General features: G+C 75.5%; 23 protein-coding genes and 1 riboswitch. Of the genes, 20 read left to right on the top strand and 3 right to left on the bottom strand.

Annotated elements, in window-relative coordinates; genetic code table 11:
- Window positions 1–31: 31 nt before the first annotated feature.
- From GY42_RS07825 to GY42_RS07780, 10 genes are all read left to right on the top strand, one after another.
- A complete protein-coding gene (locus GY42_RS07825) occupies window positions 32–250 on the top strand; it encodes a hypothetical protein (RefSeq protein WP_046528916.1) in 219 nt (72 codons plus the stop codon).
- A gap of 88 nt (window positions 251–338) precedes the next feature.
- Window positions 339–1,853, top strand: coding sequence for an OmpA family protein (locus GY42_RS07820; RefSeq protein ID WP_046528915.1), 1,515 nt, complete (start codon window positions 339–341; stop codon window positions 1,851–1,853).
- A 50-nt stretch (window positions 1,854–1,903) separates the two neighbouring features.
- Window positions 1,904–3,034, top strand: a complete 1,131-nt coding sequence (locus GY42_RS07815; RefSeq protein ID WP_046528914.1) for a hypothetical protein — start codon at window positions 1,904–1,906, stop codon at window positions 3,032–3,034.
- 118 nt (window positions 3,035–3,152) lie between these two features.
- Window positions 3,153–4,553 (top strand): hypothetical protein, encoded by a 1,401-nt coding sequence (locus GY42_RS07810; protein ID WP_046528913.1) that lies wholly within the window; start codon window positions 3,153–3,155, stop codon window positions 4,551–4,553.
- Window positions 4,550–5,155 carry a hypothetical protein gene (locus GY42_RS07805; RefSeq protein WP_143320215.1) on the top strand — a complete coding sequence of 202 codons (606 nt, stop codon included), beginning with the start codon at window positions 4,550–4,552 and terminating at the stop codon, window positions 5,153–5,155. Before GY42_RS07810 ends, GY42_RS07805 begins: the two co-directional genes overlap by 4 nt.
- Window positions 5,156–5,159: 4 nt before the next feature.
- Entirely contained in the window at window positions 5,160–5,627 is a 468-nt protein-coding gene (locus GY42_RS07800; RefSeq protein ID WP_046528911.1) for a DUF3592 domain-containing protein, read from the top strand.
- A gap of 87 nt (window positions 5,628–5,714) precedes the next feature.
- A complete protein-coding gene (gene guaA, locus GY42_RS07795; protein ID WP_046528910.1) occupies window positions 5,715–7,316 on the top strand; it encodes a glutamine-hydrolyzing GMP synthase in 1,602 nt (533 codons plus the stop codon).
- 79 nt (window positions 7,317–7,395) lie between these two features.
- Window positions 7,396–7,767: a DUF3817 domain-containing protein gene (locus tag GY42_RS07790; protein ID WP_046528909.1), complete on the top strand. Its 372-nt coding sequence runs from the start codon at window positions 7,396–7,398 to the stop codon at window positions 7,765–7,767.
- Window positions 7,768–7,772: 5 nt separating this feature from the next.
- Complete coding sequence (locus GY42_RS07785; protein ID WP_046528908.1) at window positions 7,773–8,903, top strand: glycosyltransferase family 4 protein; 1,131 nt, start codon at window positions 7,773–7,775, stop codon at window positions 8,901–8,903.
- A 350-nt stretch (window positions 8,904–9,253) separates the two neighbouring features.
- Complete coding sequence (locus GY42_RS07780) at window positions 9,254–9,718, top strand: hypothetical protein (RefSeq protein ID WP_046528907.1); 465 nt, start codon at window positions 9,254–9,256, stop codon at window positions 9,716–9,718.
- Window positions 9,719–9,867: 149 nt separating this feature from the next.
- Here GY42_RS07780 and GY42_RS07775 read toward each other — a convergent pair whose 3' ends face one another.
- Both GY42_RS07775 and GY42_RS07770 read right to left on the bottom strand, forming a co-directional pair.
- On the bottom strand, window positions 9,868–10,176 hold the full coding sequence (locus GY42_RS07775) for a hypothetical protein (RefSeq protein ID WP_046528906.1): 309 nt from the start codon (window positions 10,174–10,176) through the stop codon (window positions 9,868–9,870).
- Window positions 10,173–11,645, bottom strand: coding sequence for a PspC domain-containing protein (locus GY42_RS07770; protein ID WP_046528905.1), 1,473 nt, complete (start codon window positions 11,643–11,645; stop codon window positions 10,173–10,175). Before GY42_RS07770 ends, GY42_RS07775 begins: the two co-directional genes overlap by 4 nt.
- Window positions 11,646–11,841: 196 nt before the next feature.
- Between GY42_RS07770 and GY42_RS07765 the strand changes: the two genes are divergently transcribed.
- From GY42_RS07765 to GY42_RS07730, 8 genes are all read left to right on the top strand, one after another.
- Entirely contained in the window at window positions 11,842–13,125 is a 1,284-nt protein-coding gene (locus GY42_RS07765; protein ID WP_052748261.1) for an ATP-binding protein, read from the top strand.
- The gene (locus GY42_RS07760; RefSeq protein ID WP_046528903.1) at window positions 13,122–13,775 is read left to right on the top strand and encodes a LuxR C-terminal-related transcriptional regulator; all 654 of its coding nucleotides are present in this window, start codon (window positions 13,122–13,124) and stop codon (window positions 13,773–13,775) included. The genes GY42_RS07765 and GY42_RS07760 overlap by 4 nt, the downstream gene beginning before the upstream one ends.
- Before the next feature lie 99 nt (window positions 13,776–13,874).
- Complete coding sequence (locus GY42_RS07755; protein ID WP_046528902.1) at window positions 13,875–14,222, top strand: hypothetical protein; 348 nt, start codon at window positions 13,875–13,877, stop codon at window positions 14,220–14,222.
- A 79-nt stretch (window positions 14,223–14,301) separates the two neighbouring features.
- Window positions 14,302–16,839, top strand: coding sequence for a DNA helicase PcrA (gene pcrA, locus GY42_RS07750; RefSeq protein WP_046528901.1), 2,538 nt, complete (start codon window positions 14,302–14,304; stop codon window positions 16,837–16,839).
- Window positions 16,840–16,888: 49 nt separating this feature from the next.
- On the top strand, window positions 16,889–17,296 hold the full coding sequence (locus GY42_RS07745; protein WP_082131409.1) for a putative quinol monooxygenase: 408 nt from the start codon (window positions 16,889–16,891) through the stop codon (window positions 17,294–17,296).
- A gap of 90 nt (window positions 17,297–17,386) precedes the next feature.
- Window positions 17,387–18,565: an ADP-forming succinate--CoA ligase subunit beta gene (gene sucC / locus GY42_RS07740; protein WP_046528900.1), complete on the top strand. Its 1,179-nt coding sequence runs from the start codon at window positions 17,387–17,389 to the stop codon at window positions 18,563–18,565.
- 30 nt (window positions 18,566–18,595) lie between these two features.
- The gene (gene sucD, locus GY42_RS07735) at window positions 18,596–19,486 is read left to right on the top strand and encodes a succinate--CoA ligase subunit alpha (RefSeq protein WP_046528899.1); all 891 of its coding nucleotides are present in this window, start codon (window positions 18,596–18,598) and stop codon (window positions 19,484–19,486) included.
- A gap of 133 nt (window positions 19,487–19,619) precedes the next feature.
- Entirely contained in the window at window positions 19,620–20,942 is a 1,323-nt protein-coding gene (locus GY42_RS07730) for a cell division protein PerM (protein WP_046528898.1), read from the top strand.
- A 58-nt stretch (window positions 20,943–21,000) separates the two neighbouring features.
- Here the strand turns inward: GY42_RS07730 and GY42_RS18140 are convergent, their stop codons facing one another.
- Complete coding sequence (locus tag GY42_RS18140) at window positions 21,001–21,357, bottom strand: hypothetical protein (RefSeq protein ID WP_052748260.1); 357 nt, start codon at window positions 21,355–21,357, stop codon at window positions 21,001–21,003.
- Between the two features lie 381 nt (window positions 21,358–21,738).
- On the opposite strand from GY42_RS18140, the gene purN reads away from it, so the two are divergent.
- Together purN and purH are read left to right on the top strand one after the other, a co-directional pair.
- A complete protein-coding gene (gene purN / locus GY42_RS07720) occupies window positions 21,739–22,407 on the top strand; it encodes a phosphoribosylglycinamide formyltransferase (RefSeq protein ID WP_046528897.1) in 669 nt (222 codons plus the stop codon).
- Between the two features lie 29 nt (window positions 22,408–22,436).
- Window positions 22,437–22,526: riboswitch (ZMP/ZTP riboswitch) on the top strand.
- Between the two features lie 50 nt (window positions 22,527–22,576).
- The gene (purH, locus tag GY42_RS07715; protein WP_046528896.1) at window positions 22,577–24,211 is read left to right on the top strand and encodes a bifunctional phosphoribosylaminoimidazolecarboxamide formyltransferase/IMP cyclohydrolase; all 1,635 of its coding nucleotides are present in this window, start codon (window positions 22,577–22,579) and stop codon (window positions 24,209–24,211) included.
- Window positions 24,212–24,274 lie beyond the last annotated feature (63 nt).

Raw genomic sequence — 24,274 nt, 5'->3', positions numbered from 1 at the left:
GGCGCTGGCCCCACGCTCAGGAGGAAACACCATGGAGAACCTCACGCGCCGCGCCATCGCCGCCCGCCTCGCCTTCACGGGCCTCGTGCTGGGCGCGCTGCGCCGCGACGACCGTGGCCAGGGCTCTGTCGAGTACGTCGGTATCATCCTGGTCGTCGTGGCGATCATCGGGATCGTGATCGCGGCGGCCTCCGGCCTCGGCGGCACGATCGTCAGCAAGCTCACCGAGGCCATCAACAGCATCGGCTGACCCAGCCACCCGGCCGGACGTGGCCGGGACACCGGTCCGGCCGCCCGCGTGGCGGCCGGACCGGTCTCGTCCTCCAGGAAGGTCCTCCATGCGCCGTGCCCGTCTGACCGCCGTCGCCCTCGCCGTCGTGCTCTCGGCCACCGCCTGCACGGGGTCGGACCCGGACCCCGGTCCGACGACGACGGGGGCGCAGCCCACGTCGTCCGCCCCGGCGGACGACGGGTCGGTCGTGGTGGAGGTCGAGCACCTCGGGGCGCCGGTCGAGCTGACCGTGCACCCCGTGCAGGTCGTCGGGGAGCACGCGCTGCTCACGGTCGACTACACGATGGGCGACGACGCACCCGCGGGCACGAACCTCTCGATCGCGGCCCTGCTGCGCAACGCGGGGTCCTTCCTCAACGTCGGCAAGCTCCGGCTGGTCGACCCGGAGGGCATGCGCGCGTGGGAGGTCGGCCGGGACGGCGGCACGTCGGTCTCGACCAGCGGCGACGCGCTCAACCTGGCGCCGGGCGGGTCGGTGACCTCGGAGGCGTTCTTCGCCGCGCCGGACGCGACGAGCGTCGATGTCCTCTTCCCGTACTTCGGGCTCGTCGAGGACGTGCCGGTCGTGACGGGGCAGGACGTCGGCACGACGCCCGAGGACCTCGGCGCGACCGCCGCGGCGGTCTACCCCGAGGGTGGCGTCGAGGTCTTCTCGGTCGCGTACGACGGCGCCGCCAGCACCCAGGTGCAGGCGGAGGACGCGACCGTCACGCTCGCGTCCGACGTGCTCTTCGCGACCGACGTCTCCGACCTCACGCCCGAGGCCGGGGCGGCCGTCGACGCGGCGGCCGCGCAGATCGCGGCGGCCGCGCAGGAGGGCGAGGTCGTCGTCACCGGGCACACCGACGACGTCGGCTCGGACGACTACAACCTGGCGCTGTCCGACCGCCGTGCGGCGTCCGTGGCCGCACGCCTCGGCCAGACCCTCGGCGGCGGCTTCACGCTCCGCACCGAGGGCAAGGGCGAGACGGAGCCCGTCGCGTCGGGCACGAGCCCGGAGGCCCGCGCCGCCAACCGCCGCGTCGAGGTCCGCTTCACCGTCGCGCAGGCCGGCCAGGCGCTCGAGGTCACGACCGGCGACGTCGCGGTGCCCGAGCCGACGGGCGCCGTCGGCACGGCGGGCTCGCCGGTGCAGGTCGACGTCGCGGGTGCCACGTGGGCCGTGAGCGCGACCGAGGTGCGCCGCAGCGGACCGTTCCTCGTCGGATCGCTCGAGATCGAGCGCGTGTCGTCCGGCACGGGCGCGCCCGTCGGGCTGTTCGGCGACTTCGCCGAGGGCCGCCTGCTGTCGCGCGGGCTGTCGTCGACCACCCTCACCGCGGGCGCCTACGGCGCGACCCTGCTCGGCGAGGGGTCCTACCTGTACCCGGCCGACTACCTGCGCGGCGACGCCGACGGCGACGACGCGCGAGGGGTCCTGGCGGACCAGTTCGTCGACGCCCCCCTGTCGCAGGGCGAGTCCGTCACAGTCACGGTCCTGTGGCCCGACTCGGGCCAGGACACCGTCACCGTCGACGCGCAGGGCCGGTTCCGCATCACCGACGTCCCCGTCGAGGGCTGACGCCGCGGCTCCCCGCCCCGGCGCCGCCCCGAGCAGAGAGCGAGCACCGCATGTCCTGGACCACGCCGCGCGCGTCCGCGCGACGCGTCGACTGGCGCACGGTGGCGCTGTTCGTCGTGCTGGACCTGCTCACCTTCGCGCTCCTGTACTGGCTGCTCCTGCCGGCGTTCGCGACCTTCCTCCTCGCGATCGACCCGACCACCGCGCTCGCGATCGGCTGGGTGCTCTCGGCCGTGCGACTCACGTGCGTCGGCGTCGTCGCGGTGCGCTCCTACCGGAGCCGGCGCGGCTTCGACGAGCGCCGCGAGGTGCTGCCGACCGTCGTCGTCGCGGCGGCGGTCGCGTGGTCGCTGCAGCTCGTCCTCGGCGTCCTCGGCGCCCTCGCGAGCGGGACGTCGCTGTGGTCGTGGCGCCTGGCGCTGGACCTCCTCACGTGGGTGGCCTTCCCGCTGCTGTCCGTGCTGTTCGTCTCGCCCGGCGAGGCCGAGCGGCTCCCGCTGCGCTACCGCAGGTCGCTCGCCGACGACCGGGGCGCGACGAACCTGCTGATCATCCCGGCGGTCGCCGGCCTCGTCGCGGCCGCGCTGCTCGTGGTCGCGGTCGTCGGGTCGGCGACCTCGGACGCACGCGAGTCGCGCACGGCCGCCGACGCGGCCGCCCTCGCCGCGGCCGACACCTGGCGCGACGGCGTGCGGGGTGCGTTCGACCGCGCGCGGTGGGCGAGCGACGCCGACGACTTCTGGGACTTCGCCGGGACGGACCTCGGCGCGTTCACGGGGGGCGCGATGGTCGGGTCGGCGCGGTCCTTCGCGCAGGCCAACGACGCCGAGCTCCTGTCGCTCGACGTCGACGTGCCCCGCGCACGGGTGACCGTGCGCGTGCGCAGCCTCGACGCGGTCCCGCACTCCGGCAAGCGCGTCGAGCAGGTCGCCACCGCCGAGCTGCGCCTGAGCTCGGGCGTGTGCCGTTCGGGTCGCACGCTCGGCTACCTCGTGCGCGGCACGTGCCGCACGGTGGCGCCGGCACCGACGCCCACCCCGACGCCGACGCCGACGCCCACCCCCGACCCGGACGACCCGGACTGGACGCCGCCGCCCCCGCCGCCCCCGCCGCCGCCGTTCGCGCCGCCGTCGGGCATCGGCGCGTTCCTCGCGGAGACGCGCCTGGTGGCGGGCCCGTGACGCGGCGCCGGCTGGGCCCTGCGACCCGGGTCGGGCCTGGGCCCCGTGGGGGAGCCCGGGCCCACGACCGGGCCGCGGCCCGCTCTGTAACGTCCGTCGTGAACCGAGGAGGCAGGCGATGAGCAAGGGTCACGACGGGTGCCGGCCGTCGGACGCGCGCGCCGCGCGCGTCCGCGGCGACGAGGGCGCCGGGCTGGTCGAGTACGTCGGTGCGGTCGCCGTGGTCGTGGCGCTCATCGCGGGCATCGCGATGTGGGTGCTGCCCGTGGGCGACACCATCGTCGCGAAGCTGTGCGACGCGTTCGACGCGGACTGCGGCGGCGCCGGTCAGATCGACGTCGACCGCGAGCCCGAGCGGGCCTGCACGCTCGGCACGGACACCACGACGGTCCAGGCGGGCGTCTCGATCGCGTTCGTCGACCTCGGCAGCGAGGGGCAGCTGTCGGTCGACCGGCTCAGCGACGGCACGTACCGCGTGACGCTGAACGGCGACGTCGCGGTCAAGGCCGTCGCGAGCGCCGGCGAGGCGCACGGCGGTCTCGAGATCATGGGCTACGGCGGCTCGGTCGAGCTGAGCGCCGAGGCGGCCGCGGGCCTGCACGCCGGCGGCGGTGCCGAGTTCACGTTCGACTCGATCGAGGACGTCCAGGACTTCAACGGCTGGGTGCAGCGCAAGTTCGCGCAGAACGTCGTCGCGTCCGCTACGGGGCCCGCCGCGCCGCTCGTCGGCATCGGCCTCGAGGGCGTCTCGCAGCTCATCGACTGGGTGACCGGCAACACGTACGTGCCGCCGGTCCCGAGCGCGGTGTACGCCGAGGGCGGCGTGGTCGCCAACGCGGGCGCCGGTGTCGGGGTCGGCGTGGCCGGCGGCTCGGCGTCGATCGACTACTCGAACGCGCTCGGCACCAAGATCGACACGAAGACCGGCGACATCACCGTGTACTCCAAGGTCGAGCTGACCGCCGAGGCGGCCGCCCAGCTGGGCTTCTCCAGCAGCGACCCGAACTGGGGCCAGGGCGGCGAGGTCAGCGGCCAGGTCCAGCTCGTCGTCGCGGCGACGGTCGGGCCGGACGGCCAGCTGAACCACGTCTCGCTCGACGGTGCGGCGTCCTCCGAGGGCGCGTACGCGCTGAGCAACGGCGCCGGCTACCCGATCGGCGACGGCTACGGCAAGGGGCTGACGCTCACGGCCGACTTCGCGGTCACCGACCGGAACCGCACGCAGGTGACGGCGGCGCTCGCGGGCCTCGGCGCCGTGGCCGTCGCGGGCCAGCCCTCGATGGCGACCTCGGCGGCGATCCCGCTGATCTTCGACGAGGCGCGGCGCAGCGGTGACATCACCGCGCAGTTCGTCGACGTCAGCTCGCAGGACCTCCTGGCGGCGGCCCTCTCGCTCAAGGCGCCGGCCGTCGGTGGCCTAGGGTTCAGCCTCGGGGCGTCGACGTCGTCGTCGGAGACGACGGACGCGTACTACATGACGCCGACGGGCTGGAAGGAGTGGAGCGGGTGCGCTGCATGAGGGTGCTGGGTGCCGCGGTCGCGGTGGTGGCGGCTCTGACGTTGTCGGCCTGCTCGCAGGACGCGGCCGAGGGTGAGGGGGGCTCGTCGTCCACGGCGCCCACGGCACCGACCGGGGGGTGGGACATCACGACGCTCGAGGGCGTCGACGGCGCGTCCCGCTCGACGGTCGACGGCATCGGGATCGACGTGCCCGCGGACTTCACGTCCGACGAGCGCACGTCGGGCGAGGACACGACGCAGCTCGTGCTGCAGCGCGAGGGCGCGGCGCGCTCCGAGGTGAACCTCACGGTCACGCGTGACGAGGACGTCGACGACGCCGGCGTCGACGCGGCCGCCGCGACGGCGTTCGCGCAGCTGGGCGCGTCGGGCATCGCGAGCGACCTCGAGCAGGTCCCGCTGACGTGGGAGGGCTTCGGGCACGCCGTGGCCGTGCGCGGCGTGCTCACGCTCGACGACGGCACCGAGCTCGACGTCGAGTACGTGACCACGCGTGATCCCGCGGGCACGCGCGTCGTCGGCGTGTGGGCCGAGGCCCCGCGCGGCGGTCTCGCGGACTCGGTCGCGTACGAGGTGCTGCGCACCGTGCGCGTCGACGGCTGACCGGGTGGACCCGGTCACGGGGGTGCAGCCCCTGAGCCCGCTCGCGACGGCGGCCCTGGTGGGCGTCGGCGGCGTGCTCTTCCTGGTGGTGTTCGCGGTCGCGTTCTCGTACGTGTACCGGCGCCACCGGGTGTTCCGGCGCGGGCTGCGCGGCACGGGGCGCGTCCTCGAGGTGCGTGGGACCCGCGTCATGGAGCGACGGTCTGTCACGGAGCGTCCGACGGTCCGGGTCGTGGTCGCCACGGCCGCCGTCCCGGGGGGCGTGCTGACGGACCAGAAGCTGCCTGCGGGGGAGTACCAGCCGGGGCAGGAGGTGCCCGTGGTCCAGGACCCGCGCGACCCCCGCCGCCTCTACGTCGACCGGCCCGACCTGGAGCGGCCCGGCTTCCTGGTCGGCGCCATGGCGACGGGTCTCGTCATCTTCCCGCTCGTGCTCGTGCGCGGCCTCGTGCTGGTGCTCGCGGGCGGCTGAGGTCGCGTCTCCCGGGGCGCGCGCCGGGTCGCCCGGGTCCCGGACGCGACGCCGGAGCCCGCTCGCGGGGCGACTAGGCTGGGCTGCGTGACGCAGACCCCCGAGCCCGCGACGCCCCCCCAGTCCACGGCCCACCGCCCGGTCCTCGTCGTCGACTTCGGCGCGCAGTACGCGCAGCTGATCGCGCGCCGCGTGCGCGAGGCGAACGTGTACTCCGAGATCGTGCCGCACACGGCGACGGTCGAGCAGATGCTGGCCAAGGACCCCGCGGCGATCATCCTGTCGGGCGGACCGTCGTCGGTCTACGCCGACGGCGCGCCGTTCGTGGGGCCCGAGCTGTTCCAGGCGGGCGTGCCCGTGCTGGGCATCTGCTACGGCTTCCAGGCGATGGCCAAGGCCCTGGGCGGCACGGTCGCGCAGACCGGCCAGCGCGAGTACGGCGGCACCGCCGTCGAGATCACCGACGCCGGGACCGTGCTCGAGGGGAGCCCCGAGCAGCAGACGGTCTGGATGAGCCACGGCGACGCGGTGCACGCCGCGCCCGCGGGCTTCGAGGTGCTCGCGACGAGCGCCGGCAGCCCCGTCGCGGCGTTCGAGGACCGCGAGCGGCGCCTGTACGGCGTGCAGTGGCACCCCGAGGTCAAGCACTCGCCGCTGGGCCAGGACACGCTCGAGAACTTCCTCTACCGGGGCGCGGGCCTGACGCCCGACTGGAACCCCGGCAACGTCATCGCCGAGCAGGTCGAGCGCATCCGCGCCCAGGTCGGCGACGCGCGCGTCATCTGCGGGCTCTCGGGCGGCGTGGACTCGTCCGTGGCGGCCGCGCTCGTGCAGCGCGCCGTCGGCGACCAGCTCACGTGCGTGTTCGTCGACCACGGGCTGCTGCGCACCGGCGAGGCCGAGCAGGTCGAGCAGGACTTCGTCGCCGCGACGGGCGTGCAGCTCAAGGTCGTCGACGCGCGCGAGCGGTTCCTCACGGCGCTCGCGGGCGTGTCGGACCCGGAGACGAAGCGCAAGATCATCGGGCGCGAGTTCATCCGCGTCTTCGAGGACGCCGCGCGCGAGGTCGTCGAGGACGCCGGCGCGCACGGCGAGGACGTGAAGTTCCTCGTCCAGGGCACGCTGTACCCCGACGTCGTGGAGTCCGGCGGCGGCGAGGGCGCGGCCAACATCAAGTCGCACCACAACGTGGGCGGCCTGCCCGACGACCTGCAGTTCGCGCTCGTCGAGCCGCTGCGCACGCTGTTCAAGGACGAGGTGCGCGCGGTCGGCCTCGAGCTGGGCGTGCCCGAGTCGATCGTGTGGCGCCAGCCGTTCCCCGGCCCCGGCCTGGGGATCCGCATCGTCGGCGAGGTCACCGCCGAGCGCCTCGAGACGCTGCGCGCGGCCGACGCGATCGCGCGCGAGGAGCTGACGCGCGCGGGCCTGGACCGCGAGATCTGGCAGTGCCCGGTCGTGCTGCTGGGCGACGTGCGGTCCGTCGGCGTGCAGGGCGACGGGCGCACCTACGGGCACCCGATCGTGCTGCGCCCCGTGTCGTCGGAGGACGCCATGACGGCCGACTGGACCCGCCTGCCGTACGACGTGCTCGCGACGATCTCCACGCGCATCACCAACGAGGTGCCCGAGGTCAACCGCGTCGTGCTCGACGTCACGAGCAAGCCGCCGGGCACGATCGAGTGGGAGTGACCGGCGACGACGAGAGGACCAGCGTGAGCACCGAGGCGAACGGCCCGTCCCGACCCCCGCCGCGGCGCCCGCGCCCGAGGTGGCCGCGTGGGCCCGCAAGGCCCGCGGCTCGCTGCGGCGCTACCGCGTCATGGCGTGGGTCACGGGCGTGATGCTGCTGCTGCTGTGCGTCGAGATGGTCCTCAAGTACGTCCTGCAGGTCCCTGGGTTCAACGTCGAGGGCGACCCGCGGTCCGAGGCGGCGCGGATCATCGCGATGGTGCACGGCTGGGTGTACGTCGTGTACCTCGTCACGGTCTTCGACCTGTGGTCGACGCTGCGCTGGCGGCTCGGGCGGCTCGTGACGATGGCGCTCGCGGGCGTCGTGCCGGTCATGTCGTTCGTGCTCGAGCGCCGCGTGCACCGCGACGCGGCGGCGCGCATCGACGCCGTCGTCCCCGCGGAGGCCTGACCGGCGTGCGGGTCGTCCACGTCTCGGACTGCTTCGCGCCGCGCACGGGCGGCATCGAGACGCAGGTCGGGGACCTCGCACGTCACCAGGCCCGCGCGGGGCACGACGTGCACGTGCTCACGGCGACGCTCGGCGAGGGCGGTGAGCGCGGCGGCGTCGTCGACGTCGAGGACGGCGTGCACGTGCACCGGCTGGGGGCCCGGCTGCCGTTCGACCTGCCCGTCAACCCGCTGACCGGTGCGCGGCTGACGCGCGCGGCGCTGCGGGACCTGCGGCCGGACGCCGTGCACGTGCACGCGGGCGTCGTGTCCCCGTTCGCGTTCGACGGCGTGCGCGTCGCGACGGCGCTGGGCCTGCCGACCGCGATCACGTGGCACTGCATGCTCGACGGCCTCGCCGACGTCGGCCGCCACGTGGTGCCCCGCACGCGCTGGCGCGACGTCCCGGCGGCGCTGAGCGCCGTCAGCGGCGCCGCCGCCGAGCGCGTGCGCGCCCTGTTCGGCGCGCGGGTCGACGTCGTGCCGAACGGGATCGACCTCGAGGCGTGGGCGCCGGCGCCGGACGTGCCCGTGGTGCACGACGGCCCGGTGCACCTGGTCGCGACCATGCGCCTCGCGCCCCGCAAGCGGGCCGTGCCGCTGGTCGACGTGGTCGCCGCGGCCGCGCGACGGCTGCCGCCCGGTGCGCTGCGGCTCACGCTCGTCGGCGACGGGCCGGCGCGCGACGCCGTGCGCGCCCGCGTGGCCGCCGCGGGGCTGCAGGACGTCGTGGACCTGCGCGGCCGCCTGCCGCGTGCGCAGGTCCGCGAGACGTACGCCGACGCCGACGTCTTCCTCGCGCCGGCGCGGCTCGAGGCGTTCGGGATCGCCGCGCTCGAGGCGCGCACGGCGGGGCTCGCGGTGCTCGCGCACGCCGGGACCGGCGTGGGGGAGTTCGTCACCGACGGGCTCGACGGCTTCCTCGTCGCGGACGACGCGGAGATGGTCGAGGCGGTCGTGCTGCTCGCACGCGACCGCGAGCTGCTCGCCGCGATGCGCACGCGCGCGTGCACGACACGGCCGCCGTTCGACTGGGAGCACGTGCTGGCGGCCGCCGACGCGCAGTACGCGCGCGCTGCCGGGCTCGCCGCGCGCTGAGCCCGGGCCTCCCGGCAGCGGGGCGGACGCACGCGTCCTCCGTCCGCGGGACACCGGGCGGAACGGGCATCGTGGACGTGCCGATCGCCGGAGTCGGTGGGAAAATCGGGCTGACCTGCGCTTCCGTGTATCGTCGCAGGTCCAGGGGGGCGTCGGGCCTTTGGTCCGGGGTCGAGGGGCGGGTCACCCGCACGGGTGATACGTCGCGGTACCCCGAGGGACCAGAGTCCCACGGGATCCGCTCGACCTGCGACGACGCTTTCTTACGTGAGCAGGACCGCTCACCGGGACCGGCAGCGATGCGGTCCCGACCGTGGGGGTACACCGCAAGCCGATCGGGGAGAACGACCATGTCCGCAGTGCAGAGCAAGCCCGCCCACATCAAGGCCCTGGCGATCGTCGTCATGGTGTTCGGCGCGCTCTTCGCCGTCGCCGGCACCGGCACCTGGATCGCCGTGTCCAGCAACCTGCGCGCCGAGCAGATCACCGTGTCCGAGGACGCCGCGGCGTTCGGCGGCGCGATCGTCGACACGCCGTGGGAGGCGTGGGCGCAGGCCGACATCATCAACCACCATGCGCTCGACGCGTCGGGCGGCAAGACCTACTCGCAGCTCGACCGCGAGGACCCGGTCCGCGAGACCATGATGAACGGCTCGTTCCTGCGGGCCTCGCTGTTCACCTCGGTCGTCGCGTTCGGCGTCGCCCTGCTGGTCTTCGGCCTCGGCGTCGTCTTCATCATCACCGGCGAGACCCTGCGTCGCATCGCCGCCCGGGTCGAGGCGACCACCGCCGCGCCCGTCGTCCAGAACGTCTGAGCACCCGCTCCCTCCACGGGTCGCGCCCCGCGCGGTCCGGTGAGCGGACCGCACGGCAGACGCACGAAGGCCGGTACCCGACACGGGTACCGGCCTTCGGTCGTCCCGCCGGGGCGCACGGTCCCTCCACCGTGCGCCCCGGCGGCGGTTCAGCGCGGCACCCGGGCCCCGCGGCCACGGCGCATCCCCTGCACGAGCGGGCCGAGGATGAGCCCGACGCCCGCCAGGATCAGCAGCACGATCGCCGCGAGCTCGACGTCGATCGTGTACCCCGCGGCGACGAGCAGCACGCCCACGCCGAGCAGGACGCCGATGAGCCCTCCGACGACCGTGCTGACCCGCACGCCCGGCCGCGGTGCCGCCGTCTCCCCGGGGGCGAACCCGGCGGTCGTCGGGTCCGGCGCGGTCGGCTCGGGGTCGGCGGGTGCCGCCAGGGGCTGCGTCTCGTCGGTGCTCATGCTGCGTCCTCCTCGATGATCTTGACCTCGCCGACGCCCGAGCTGATCTCCAGCACCAGGTCGGGCGTCCCCGCCTCGGCCGCGGCGTCCTCGAACACCACCTCGCCGAGCGCGATGCCGCTGCGCTCGTGGTAGTCGTCGTCCAGCCGCCACGAGACCTTGCCGATGCCCGCCGACACCTCGGCGCGCACCGCCGCGTCGGTCGGCACGACGACGGTGAGGTCGCCGGCCCCGATCGAGATCGGCACGTGCAGCGTGTCCCGCGTGATCGGCAGACCCGTGAGGTCGACGCGCGACTGGCCGAACCCGAGGCTGACGCCGTTCGCGGCGACCTTGCGGTTCGTGACCGTGACGTCCGACGCCGCGGGGGCGTCGGTGCGCCACACCACGGGGAAGTCGCCGCGCCAGTCGTCCGACTGGTGGGCGATCGCGCCCGGCACCCACACCAGCGCGGCGACGACGCTCGCGACGCCCAGGAGGCCGCTGCGGCGGCCCCGGAACCCGAGCGAGATCCGGCCGAGGCCCGCGAGGACCAGGAAGACGCCCCCCGCGGTGAGCCACACGGGGCCGTCGAACGTGCCGGTGCGCTCGGCCAGCATGAGCGCGCCCAGCGCGACGACGCTCAGCCCGACGACCGTCGCGACCGTGGTCGCGTCGGGGCCCTGACGGCGCTGCCGCGGCGGACGCGGGGGCGCGGGCGGCGGCACGGGGGTGCCACCCGCGGGGGCGCTGCCGTAGGGCGGTGCCGGCGGACCCGGGGGCACAGGCGGCGTGGCGGCGCCGTACGCGCCGGTCGGGGGCAGCGGGGTCGTCGTGCGGGCGGACCACGCCGCCGCGGGCGTCGTCGCGCCGGCCGTCGGTGCGGCGGTCGCCGCGGGCGGCGTGCCGTACGCGGGTGCCGGACCCGACGCGGCGGGGCCGCCCGGCGGGGGCGTGGGCTGCCACGGCCCGCGCGCCCGGCCGCGACGCTGCATCGACGTCACGACCAGCACGAGCAGCCCGACCAGGAGCACGGCCCAGAGCAGACCGGCGAGCGCGCCGCCGCCGTCCCAGAACCACCACCAGCCGTCGCCGCGCGCGAGCCCGACCACGACCACGACCAGCGACCCGAGCAGCGCGCCGTCGGTCTCCCCGGCCAGCAGCCGCTCGAACAGGATGCGACCGTCGCGGGCGTCCGGGAGCAGCGCCCAGGCGACGCCGTACAGCACGAGGCCGAAGCCGCCGAGCAGGAACGACACCGCGAGGACGCCACGCACGACCAGGGGGTCGACGCCGAGCCGGTCGGCGAGACCGCCGGCGACGCCGGCGACCCAGCGGTCGTCGGACCGGTGCAGGCCCGAGCGGCGGATGCCCGACCAGAACGACGACGTCGAGGGCGGCGCGGGGGGCGTGGCGCCCGGCTGGGGGCCCGTGCCGGGCGTCGGGCCCGGCGAGCCGGTGCCGGCACCGGCGGGAGTCTGCGTGTCCATGGCTCGATCCTGACGGTCGCGGCACCCCGGGCACATCGGGGACCGCCCCTGAGGGCACCCTGGGACGCACCCCCAGATCCCGGGCGCCGGCCCCTGAACCTCCGTCCCGGTGCGTGCCCCGGCGGGTGCGCGCGTGTGACGATCGTGGCGTGACCACCGCCCCCGCCCCGTTCGGCGCGCCCCGCGCCCGGCCGCCGTGCCGCGCGTGCGGCTGCCGCTGCGCCGCCCCGAGCAGGGGCGCTGGTTCGCCGGCGTCGCGACCGGGCTCTCCGCGCACCTCGCGCTCCCCGTGGCCGTCGTGCGCGTGGCGCTCGTGCTGCTGGTGCCGTTCGCGGGCACCGGCCTCGCGCTGTACGTGTTCTGGTGGCTCGCGGTCCCCGTGGGCGACCCGGCGGCCGCCGCGGCCGCGGCGCGGCCCAGCACGCTGCAGCGCCTCGCGCGCCGGCAGCCGCTGCGGGCGGACGGACGGCGCGTGCCGTGGGCCGAGCTCGCGCTCGGCGCGCTCCTCGTGCTCGCGGCCGCCGTGCTCGTCGCGATGCGGCTCGGCGCGCAGATCGACGCGGCGTGGGCGCTGCCCGTGCTCGTCGTGCTGCTGGGCCTGGCGCTGGCGTGGAGCCAGCTGGACGCCGTGCAGCGCTCGCGGGGCGACGGCCGTCGCATCAGCGTGCTGCGGCTCATCGGCGGCGGGCTGCTCGCGGGGGCCGGCGTGCTGCTGCTCGCGGGTCAGGTGGGCGGGCGGGGCGTCGAGCCCGCGCTGCTCGTGCAGTCGGCGGTGGCGGGTCTCGCGGTGCTGCTGGGCGTGGGCCTCGTGCTCGCGCCCTGGTGGGTGCGGCTCGTGCGCGAGCTCGGCGACGAGCGTGCGGCACGTGCGCGGGAGGCCGAGCGCGCGGACATCGCGGCGCACCTGCACGACTCGGTGCTGCAGACGCTCGCGCTGATCCGCGCGCGCGCCGACGAGCCCGTCGAGGTCGCGCGCATGGCCCGTGCCCAGGAGCGCGAGCTGCGCGAGTGGCTGTACGACGACCGCCACGAGCCGGGCACGTCGCTCGTCGCGGCGCTGCGCGCGGTCGTCGCGGAGGTCGAGGACTCGCGGTCGGGGCCGAGCGGCGAGGCGGTGGCCGTCGACGTCGTCGTCGTCGGCGACCGCGTGCCCGAGCCCGACACGCTCGCGCTGCTGCAGGCGACGCGCGAGGCGCTCGTCAACGCGGTCGTGCACGGCCGCCCGCCCGTGTCGCTGTACCTCGAGGTGGGGCCCGAGCTGGTCGAGGTGTTCGTGCGCGACCGCGGCGACGGCTTCGACCTCGACGCGGTCGGTCCCGACAGGTTCGGCGTGCGGGAGTCCATCATGGGGCGCGTACGGCGGCGCGGCGGGACCGCGCGCGTCAGCAGCAGCCCCGAGCGGGGCACGGAGGTGCACCTCGCGATGCCGGTCGGTCGCGGCGGCTCCGGGACGGACGAGGACGAGGAGCGGGGCGCGTGAGCGAGCAGGTCGACGTGGTGCTGGTCGACGACCACCACATGTTCCGGGCGGGCGTGCGCGCGTCGCTCGACGCGCGCGTGCGGGTCGTGGGGGAGGCGTCGGACGTCGACGAGGCCGTGCGGGTGGTGCACGAGCTCGCGCCGCCGGTGGTGCTGCTCGACGTGCACCTGCCGGGCGGCGACGGCGGTGGCGGCGCCGAGGTCGTGCGGCGGTGCGTCGACGTGCCCGGCACGCGGTTCCTCGCGCTGTCGGTGTCCGACGCGTCCGAGGACGTGGTCGCGGTGATCCGCGTCGGCGCGCGCGGGTACGTCACCAAGAACATCGACCCGCAGACGCTGTCGGACGCCGTGCTGCGGGTCGCGGGCGGCGACGCGGTGTTCTCGCCGCGCCTCGCGGGGTTCGTGCTCGACGCGTTCGGCACGGCCGCGGGCGACGTCGCGACGGGCGACGACGAGCTCGACCGGCTCTCGGCGCGCGAGCGCGAGGTCATGCGGCTCATCGCGCGCGGGTACACGTACCGCGAGGTCGCGGGGGAGCTGTTCATCTCGGTGAAGACGGTCGAGACCCACGTGTCGGCGGTGCTGCGCAAGCTGCAGCTGTCGAACCGCAACGAGCTGACCCGGTGGGCGGCGGCGCGCCGGCTGCTCTGAGCCGGCGCGCGGCTCCGCCGGTGCGGTACGTGGCGCGTCTCACGTGACCGCGTCGTGCGCGGTGATCTGACACCGTGTCAGATCGTCTAGGGTGGCGGCATGGACGTGGTCTACGGAGCTCTCGTGGTGCTCCACCTGCTCGGGTGGGCGATGGTGTTCGGCGGCGTGCTCGCCGGGTTGAAGGGCGTGACCCTCAACCCGGGCACGTTCCACGGCGTGCTGACGGCGCTCGTGACCGGCATCGTGCTGGTCGGGCTCGCGTCGTCCGGCGTCGCGGGGCACGAGCCGAACAACGTGAAGATCGCCGTCAAGCTCGTGGTCGCGCTCGCCGTGACGGCGCTCGTGGTCGTCGGGCGCCGACGCCCCGACGTCGTGACGCGCGGCTACCTCGGCGGGATCGCGGGTCTGACGGCGCTCAACGTCGCGATCGCCGTGCTCTGGCGCTGACGCCGGCGCGGGTGCCCGGCACCGGCACGGCGGGCGCCGTCCCGCCGTGTCGGTGGCGGCGCCTAGGCTGGGTGCTGCCATGACGTCGCTGTTCGACTCCCTGCCCCTGTTCGGCCCCGCCACCACCCGCTCGCACGCGGGCGAGTCGTCGGGGCTGCCGCTCGTCGTCCCCCCGCGCGGCGACGACGCGACCGCCGACGAGCGCACCGCCGCCGACGAGGCGCGCGCCGCCGCGCTGCTCGACGGCCTCAACCCGCAGCAGCGCGCGGCCGTGCTGCACGCGGGCGGCCCGCTGCTCATCGTCGCCGGCGCCGGGTCGGGCAAGACCCGCGTGCTCACGCACCGCATCGCGCACCTCCTCGCGACGCGGCGGGCGCGCGCGGGCGAGATCCTCGCGATCACGTTCACCAACAAGGCCGCGGCCGAGATGCGCGAGCGCGTCGAGCAGCTCGTCGGCCCGTCGGCGCAGCGCATGTGGGTCTCGACGTTCCACTCGGCGTGCGTGCGCATCCTGCGGCGCGAGGCCGCGACGCTCGGTCTGCGCACGAGCTTCTCGATCTACGACCAGGCGGACTCGCAGCGGCTGCTCACGCTCGTCGCGCGCGAGCTCGAGCTCGACCCGAAGAAGTACCCGGCCAAGTCGCTGGGGCACAAGATCTCGGCGCTCAAGGACGAGCTGGTCGACCCCGACGCGTTCGCGGCCAGCAACGGCGGCGGCCGCGCCGACGAGTTCGACACCGTGCTCGCGCAGGTCTACACGCGGTACCAGCAGCGCCTGCAGCAGGCGAACGCGCTCGACTTCGACGACCTCATCATGCGGACGGTGCACCTGCTGCAGGCGTTCCCGCAGGTCGCCGAGCACTACCGGCGACGGTTCCGGCACGTGCTGGTCGACGAGTACCAGGACACCAACCACGCGCAGTACGTGCTGGTCCGCGAGCTCGTCGGCGTCGGCGCGCAGGACGACGTCGGCGCGCAGGACGACGCCGGCGCGCCGGAGGGCTTGGGGCGCGGCGAGCTCACGGTGGTCGGCGACGCCGACCAGTCGATCTACGCGTTCCGTGGTGCGTCCATCCGCAACATCCTCGAGTTCGAGGCCGACTACCCGGACGCCACCACGATCCTGCTCGAGCAGAACTACCGCTCGACGCAGACCATCCTCTCGGCCGCCAACGCGGTCGTGTCCAAGGTGCCGGGGCGCCAGCCCAAGCGGCTGTGGACCGACTCGGGCGCGGGCGCGCAGATCGTCGCGTACGTCGCCGACGACGAGCACGCCGAGGCGCGGTTCGTGGCCGAGGAGATCGACCGCCTCGGCGACTCCGACGGCGTGCGCCCCGGTGACGTCGCGATCTTCTACCGCGCCAACGCGCAGTCCCGCGCGCTCGAGGAGGTGCTCGTGCGCGTCGGCCTGCCCTACAAGGTCGTCGGCGGCACGCGCTTCTACGAGCGCAAGGAGATCAAGGACGCGATCGCCTACCTGCGCGCGGTCGCGAACCCCGACGACGACGTCAGCACGCGACGCATCCTCAACGAGCCCAAGCGCGGCCTCGGGGAGCGCTCGGAGTCGATGGTCGCGGCGTTCGCCGAGCGGGAGCGGATCTCGTTCGGCGCCGCGCTCGCGCGCCTCGACGAGGTGCCGGGGCTCGGCACGCGCGCGGTGACCGGCCTGCGGGCGTTCCAGGAGATGCTCGACGGGCTGCGCGACCTCGCCGCGTCGGGCGCCGGTCCGGCGCAGGTGCTCGGCGCCGTGCTCGACCGCAGCGGCTACCTCGCGAACCTGCGCGGCAGCGACGACCCGCAGGACGGCTCGCGCGTCGACAACCTCGCCGAGCTGCACGCGGTCGCCTCCGAGTTCGAGGAGTCCGACCCCGAGGGCGACCTCACCGACTTCCTCGAGCGCGTGTCGCTCGTCGCGGACTCCGACCAGATCCCGACGCCCGACGGTGCCGACGCCGAGGCGGAGGCGGCCGCCGCGGCGGCCGCGGGCGTCGTCACGCTCATGACGCTGCACACCGCCAAGGGGCTGGAGTTCCCGGTCGTGTTCCTCACGGGCATGGAGGACGGCACCTTCCCGCACATGCGGTCGCTGGCCGACCCCGACCAGCTCGCCGAGGAGCGGCGCCTCGCGTACGTCGGGCTGACGCGCGCGCGGCAGCGGCTGTACGTGTCGCGCGCCGCGCTGCGGACGGCGTGGGGCACGCCCAACGAGTTCCCGCCCAGCCGCTTCCTCGACGACATCCCCGACGAGCTCGTCGACTGGCGTCGCCGGGAGTCCTCGACGTCGCGGCTGCGCGGCGGCTGGGGCTCCGGGTTCGGCTCCGCAGGTCGCGGGTCGTCGTCGTGGTCGGAGCGGGGGTCGTCCGGCGCGGGCGGCGGGCCCGTGCGCACCGAGCGGCGCGAGCCGCTGCCGCGCACCGGTGCCTCGTTCGGGTCGGCGACACCCCGCGGGGACGTGCCCGACCTCGACGTCGGCGACAAGGTCACGCACGACTCGTACGGGCTCGGCACCGTGATCGCGATCGAGGGCGCCGGCCAGAACGCCGTCGCGAAGATCGACTTCGGGACGCACGGCGCGAAGCGCCTGCTGCTCCGGTACTCACCCGTCACGAAGCTCTGACCCCGCGCGTCGCACGGGCCGGTGGCTCCGTCTCCCCAGGAAGGCCCACGTGCTGAAGGTCATCGCCCAGGACCTCATCGAGGTCGCCGCGATCGACACGGTGATGCCGCTGTACCGCGAGCTCGTCGTGCTGACGCGCCAGGAGCCGCGGAACATCAGCTACGACCTGTACGTCGACAGGGACGACCCGGGGCACTTCGTGTTCGTCGAGACCTGGCCGGACCAGGAGGCGCTCGACGAGCACTGCGCGAGCGAGCACTTCCGCCGCCTCGTGCCGCAGATCGACGCCTTCCAGCGCGGCAAGGACACCGACATCCTCATGGCGGAGGCCTTCCCGGACCTGGCGCGGGAGCCACGCGCCGAGGGCGTGCGACGGCGGGACGACGTGCCCGCCGCACCGCCGCGATCCGCACCCGGCCCCGACACGCGCGACGTGACCCCGCCCACAGTCTCTTGATGTCGAGGGACCTCGGTCCCGGCGATACGATCACTGCGGCGACGCGGCCGCACCGGGCCGCCGCGGTGGTGACGAGAGGAACCGGACCAGGTGGACCTGTTCGAGTACCAGGCACGTGACATCTTCGAGAAGCACGGCGTGCCCGTGCTCGGCGGCATCGTCGCCACGACGCCCGACGAGGCCCGCGCGGCGGCGGAGCGTCTGCTCCCGCCCGAGGGCGGCGTGGTCGTCGTCAAGGCCCAGGTGAAGACGGGCGGTCGCGGCAAGGCGGGCGGCGTCAAGATCGCCCGGTCCGCCGACGAGGCCGCCGAGAAGGCCGGCGAGATCCTCGGCATGGACATCAAGGGCCACACCGTGCACCGTGTGATGGTCGCGGCCGGTGCGCGCATCGCCCAGGAGTTCTACTTCTCGCTGCTGCTCGACCGCGCCGAGCGTCGCTACCTCGCGATGTGCTCGGTCGAGGGCGGCATGGAGATCGAGCAGCTCGCGGTCGAGCGCCCCGACGCGCTCGCCAAGGTCGCGGTCGACCCGCGCACGGGCATCGACCGGGCCAAGGCCGACGAGATCGTCGCCGCCGCGGGCTTCGCCCCCGAGCTCGCGCCGAAGGTCGCCGACGTGCTGCAGAAGCTGTGGACCGTGTACCGCGAGGAGGACGCGACGCTCGTCGAGGTCAACCCGCTCGTGCTCACCGAGGAGGGCGACGTCGTCGCGCTCGACGGCAAGGTCACGCTCGACGCCAACGCGGACTTCCGGCACGCGGACCACGCGGAGCTCGAGGACGCGGCCGCGGCCGACCCGCTCGAGGCGCGCGCCAAGGAGAAGGACCTCAACTACGTCAAGCTCGACGGCGAGGTCGGCATCATCGGCAACGGCGCCGGGCTCGTCATGAGCACGCTCGACGTCGTCGCGTACGCGGGTGAGGCGCACGGCGGGGTCAAGCCCGCCAACTTCCTCGACATCGGCGGCGGCGCGTCCGCGGAGGTCATGGCCGCGGGCCTCGACATCATCCTGTCCGACCCGCAGGTGAAGTCGGTGTTCGTCAACGTCTTCGGCGGCATCACGGCGTGCGACGCGGTCGCGAACGGCATCGTCGCGGCGCTCGAGATCCTCGGCGACGAGGCGTCCAAGCCGCTCGTCGTGCGCCTCGACGGCAACAACGTGGTGGAGGGCCGCGCGATCCTCGCGGAGGCCGCGCACCCGCTCGTGACGCTCGCCGACACGATGGACGGCGGGGCCGACAAGGCCGCCGAGCTCGCCCACACCGCCTGAGACCCCCGACCAGAGAGAAGCAGACACACCATGGCGATCTTCCTCACCGAGGAGTCCAAGGTCATCGTCCAGGGCATGACGGGGTCGGAGGGCCAGAAGCACACGACCCGCATGCTCGCGTCCGGCACGCAGGTGGTCGGTGGCGTGAACCCGCGCAAGGCCGGCACGTCGGTGACGTTCCCGCACGGCGACGGCACGGTCGACGTGCCCGTCTTCGGCACCGTCGCCGACGCGGTCGCGCAGACCGGCGCCGACGTGTCCGTCATCTTCGTGCCGCCGGCCTTCACCAAGGCCGCGGTCGTCGAGGCCGTCGACGCGGGCGTCCCGCTCGTCGTCATCATCACCGAGGGCGTGCCGGTGGCCGACACCGCCGAGTTCTTCGCGTACGCGCAGGACAAGGGCGTGCGCCTCGTCGGCCCCAACTGCCCGGGCCTCATCAGCCCCGGCAGGTCGAACGTCGGCATCATCCCCGCCGACATCACCGGCCCCGGCCGCATCGGCCTGGTGTCGAAGTCCGGCACGCTGACCTACCAGATGATGTACGAGCTGCGGGACTTCGGGTTCTCGTCGGCCGTCGGCATCGGCGGCGACCCGATCATCGGGACGACGCACATCGACGCGCTCGCCGCGTTCGAGGCCGACCCCGACACCGACCTCATCGTCATGATCGGCGAGATCGGCGGCGACGCCGAGGAGCGCGCGGCGGCGTACATCCAGGCGAACGTCACCAAGCCCGTCGTCGGCTACGTCGCGGGCTTCACGGCCCCCGAGGGCAAGACCATGGGCCACGCCGGTGCGATCGTGTCCGGCTCGTCCGGCACCGCGCAGGCCAAGAAGGAGGCCCTCGAGGCCGCCGGCGTGAAGGTCGGGAAGACCCCGTCGGAGACGGCCGCGCTCGCGCGCGAGATCCTCTCCGCCTGACGCGTCCGACGAGACCGGCGGACCGGGCCCGGAAGGCCCCGGTTCGCCGGTCTCGTGCGTCCCGGCCGGTGGGACGCCGACGCGCCGGGTCGGGGTGCCGCGACCGGACCGGGGGAGCGGCGACCATGGTCGGGTGCCCACCTCCACCGGTCCCGTCCCGACCACGGGACGCGTGCGCCGCGTCCTGCAGGACGACCCGCGCCCGTCGTTCTTCACGTCGGCGATCGACGGTGCGCCGCGCTGGGCCGTCGGGGCGCTGACCGCGCTGCAAGGTGCCGCTCTGTCGCTGCTCGCGGTCACGCTGCCGGCCGTCGCGGTGTTCGTCGCGACCTCGGCCGACCCGGCCAACGCCGACGTCGCGTGGACCCGGGCCGTCGTCGTCGCCGCGAACCTGTGGCTGCTCGCGCACGGCGTGCCCGCGACCCTGGGCGGTGCCGTCGTGTCGATCGTGCCGCTGGGGCTCACGGCGCTCGCGGTGTTCACGTGCTACGCGTCGGCGCGGCGCTCGGGGCAGGCGACGCGGGGCGCGGCCCTCGCGGGCGTCACGGCGTACACCCTCCTCGCCGTGCTCGTCGCGGTCGTGACCGGCGCCGACGGCGGGGGTGTGCTGCGCGCGCTGCTGGGCGGCGTGCTCGTCGGCGGCGTCGGCCTGGGCGCCGGGCTGCTGCGGCGGCCCGAGGCGCCGCCGTGGGCGCGGCTCGTCGCACCGGTGCGCGACCGGCTCCCGGGCGGCGTCGCGGTGGGCCTGCGCGCGGGTCTGCTGGCGACCGCCGGGCTCGTGCTGCTCGCGTCGGTGGTCTGCGTCGTGTGGGTCGTCGCGGGGCACGCCGCGGTCGCGCAGGTCGTCGCCGGGCTCTCGCTCGACGCCGTCGGCGGGGTCGTGCTCGCGGTGGGCGAGCTCGCGTTCCTGCCGAACCTCGTGGTGTGGGCGCTCGCGTGGGTCGTCGGCCCCGGGTTCGCGGTCGGCGCCGGGACGAGCTTCGCGCCCGCCGAGGTGGTCGCGGGCCCGTTGCCGGCCGTGCCGCTGCTCGGGGCGCTGCCCGACGCGGGCGGCGGGCCGCTGCTGGCCGCGCCCGCGCTCGTGCTCGCGGTCGGCCTGCTCGCGGGCCTGGCGGTGCGTCGCTGGTCGACGCCCACGCGGCCGCGCGACGTCGCGCTCGCGCTCGCGGTCCTCGCGGTCACGGTCGGGTTCCTCGTCGCGCTGCTCGTGGCGGCCGCGAGCGGTGCCGCGGGCCCGGGGCGCATGGCCCACGTCGGGGCGCACGTCGGCCTCGTCGCGCTGCTGGCCGCCGCCGGCACGGGCGTCGCGGCCGCGTGCACGAGCGTCCCCTTCGACCCCGAGGTGCGTGCCGCGGTGCGTCGTGGGCGCGAGCGGCGACGCGCGGGCGCCGCGGCGACGGGGGAGACGGACTCTCGTGGCGGCACGGCGCCGTCCGGCACCGACGCGGCCGTGTGACAGCAGGGTGGGCCGGGCCGTCGACCGCTCGACCCGCGACGGCCCGCGGCAGCGGTCGTCAGCCGCCGAGGCCGAACACGGACCCGATGCGCTCGCGGACGTCCCGGTCGAACTGCGACTGGCACGCGCTCTGCGCCTGCTGCGTGAGGGCGGCGCCGCTGCACCGCTGCAGGTCGCGCACGGCGTCGACGTAGAGCAGCGACTGCGCGCTGAGGAACGTCCACATGAGCGACGCGACGACGAGCACGACGGACAGCGCGACGACCGGTCCGCGTGCGCGCGCGCGGGCCGCGCGCGTCACCGCGACGATCGCGAACGCGAGGCTCGCGACGGCCGTGACGGGGGCGACCAGCAGGCCCGGGTACGGCGCGCTGAGCAGCACCACGCCGGCCAGCAGCAGGCACGCGCTCCACACCGCGGCCCGGGTCGCGCGCGCGACGCCCGCGGGGTCGGGCGGGGTCGGCGGTCGCTGCCCCGGGTGCGGCCCGGCCGGCGGCCCGGCGTGCTGCCCCGGGTGCTGGGGCCGCCGTGCTGCGGGTGCGCTCCCGGCGGGTCGGGGTACGGGCCCTGCGGTCCGGGCTGCTGCGGCGGTGCCCCGTGTCCCGGGTGCCACGCGCCCCCGGCGCCGGGCGGGGGCGTCGCGCCTCCCGGCGCACCGGGCGCCGGCGGCGGCGACTGGTCCCGCGGCTGCGACTGGTCCGGCGGTGCCCACGGGTTGCCCATGGCGTCATTCTCGCGCACGCGCGGCGCCGGACGTGCGGTCCGGTCGGCCCGCGGGCGGGGTAGGTTCACCCGCGTGACCCGCACCGGCCCCGGTCCCGTCCCGCCCGCCCACGCCGTGTCCCGCGCGCACCGCCTCGTCGTGCTCGTGTCCGGCACGGGCTCCAACCTCGCGGCCCTGCTCGACGCGCACGACGACCCGGCCTTCGGTGCGCGCGTCGTCGGCGTCGTGTCCGACCGGCCGGGCGTCGCGGCGCTCGACCGCGCACGCGAGGCCGGGGTCCCGACCGCCGTCGTCGCGCTGCGCGACTTCCCCGGCCGCGACGCGTGGGACCGTGCGCTCACCGAGGCCGTCGCGGTGTTCTCGCCCGACACCGTGGTGCTGGCCGGGTTCATGAAGCTCGTGGGCGCGCCGTTCCTCGCACGGTTCGGCGGGCGGACGGTCAACACGCACCCCGCGCTGCTGCCGTCGTTCCCCGGTGCGCACGGCGTGCGTGACGCGCTCGCGTACGGCGTCAAGGTCACGGGCTGCTCGGTGATCGTCGTGGACGCGGGCGTCGACGACGGCCCCGTCGTCGCGCAGGAGGCCGTCGCGGTCGCGGACGACGACGACGAGGCGTCGCTGCACGAGCGCATCAAGGTCGTCGAGCGTCGCCTGCTCGTCGACGTCGTCGGGCGCATCGCGCGCGACGGCCTCACGGTGGACGGCCGGCACGCGCGCCTGGGCCGCCCGGCCGCCGGCTGACGCGCACGCGCCGGTGCGCCGGTAGACTCGTCCGCGGTCGTGACTGGCGAGGGTGGAGGACCACCGGGGAGCGACCGAGCACCACCCTGCCGAGTGCACCGCCCGCCTGGGTGCCGGGGTTCGTCGAAGGTCCTGCCGGACCGCCGCCCGACCCAGGAAGGTGCCACCCATGCCGCACGACCTGCCCCCCGTCGCCCCCGTCGCGGACCCGACCGCCGACGCCACGCGCCGCCCGCTGCGGCGCGCGCTGCTGTCCGTCTACGACAAGACGGGCCTGGTCGAGCTCGCGACGGCGCTGCACGCCGCGGGCGTCGAGCTCGTGTCCACGGGGTCGACGGCCGCGACCGTCGCGGCCGCGGGCGTCCCGGTGACGCGCGTCGAGGACCTCACGGGCTTCCCCGAGTGCCTGGACGGACGCGTCAAGACCCTGCACCCGCGCGTGCACGCCGGGATCCTCGCCGACACGCGTCGCCCCGAGCACCTCGCGCAGCTCGACGAGCTGGGCGTCGCCGCGTTCGAGCTGGTCGTGGTCAACCTGTACCCGTTCACGCAGACCGTCGCGTCGGGTGCGGGCGTCGACGCGTGCGTCGAGCAGATCGACATCGGCGGGCCGTCGATGGTGCGCGCCGCCGCGAAGAACCACCCGAGCGTCGCGGTCGTCGTCGACCCCGCGCGCTACGACGACGTGGTCGCGGCCGTCGCCGCCGGCGGGTTCACGCTCGCGGAGCGCACGCGCCTCGCGGCGCAGGCGTTCGTGCACACCGCGACCTACGACGTCGCGGTCGCGTCCTGGATGGGCAACGTCGCGACGACCACCGACGAGGTCGACGGCGTCGCGACCGGGTTCCCGGCCTGGGTCGGCGCGACCTGGGAGCGGTCGGACGTGCTGCGCTACGGCGAGAACCCGCACCAGCGGGCCGCCCTCTACACGGCGGACCAGGGGACCGGGGGGCTGGCGCAGGCGCGACAGCTGCACGGCAAGGCCATGAGCTACAACAACTACGTCGACGCGGACGCCGCGTGGCGGGCCGCGCACGACCACGGCGACCTGCCCACGGTCGCGGTCGTCAAGCACGCCAACCCGTGCGGCGTGGCCGTGGGCGCGGACGTCGCCGACGCGCACGCCAAGGCCCACGCGTGCGACCCCGTCTCGGCCTTCGGGGGCGTCATCGCGACCAACCGGCGGGTCACGCTCGCGGCCGCCGAGCAGATCGCGCCCGTGTTCACCGAGGTCGTCGTGGCCCCCGGGTTCGACGACGACGCTCTCGCGCTGCTCACGCAGAAGAAGAACATCCGCCTGCTGGTGGTCGACGCGCCGCCCGCGACCCACGTGGAGCTGCGCCCGGTGTCCGGCGGTCTGCTCGTGCAGTCGGTCGACCGCATCGACGCGCCCGGCGACGACCCGGCCACGTGGACGCTCGCGGCGGGGGACGCGGCGGACGCGGCCACGCTGGCCGACCTCGTGTTCGCGTGGCGCGCCGTGCGGGCCGTGAAGTCGAACGCGATCCTCCTCGCGCACGACGGCGCGTCCGTCGGCGTCGGCATGGGGCAGGTCAACCGGGTCGACTCGTGCCGGCTCGCCGTCGAGCGCGCCAACGCCGGGGACGTCGAGCGCGCGCGCGGCGCCGTCGCGGCGTCCGACGCGTTCTTCCCGTTCGCCGACGGGCTGCAGGTGCTGCTCGACGCGGGCGTGCGCGCGGTCGTGCAGCCGGGCGGCTCGGTGCGCGACGAGGAGGTCGTCGCCGCGGCGGCGGCCGCGGGCGTGACGCTCTACCTCACGGGCACGCGGCACTTCGCGCACTGACCCGCGTCCCGCACGGGCCCGGCCGCACGGCGGTCGGGCCCGTGCGGCGTCGAGCCGACGGGG

Source organism: Cellulomonas sp. FA1 (assembly GCF_000986825.1).
Lineage (GTDB): Bacteria > Actinomycetota > Actinomycetes > Actinomycetales > Cellulomonadaceae > Cellulomonas > Cellulomonas iranensis.
The sequence above is the reverse complement of the archived record's forward strand: the minus strand, read 5'-3'. Positions and strand labels throughout refer to the sequence as shown.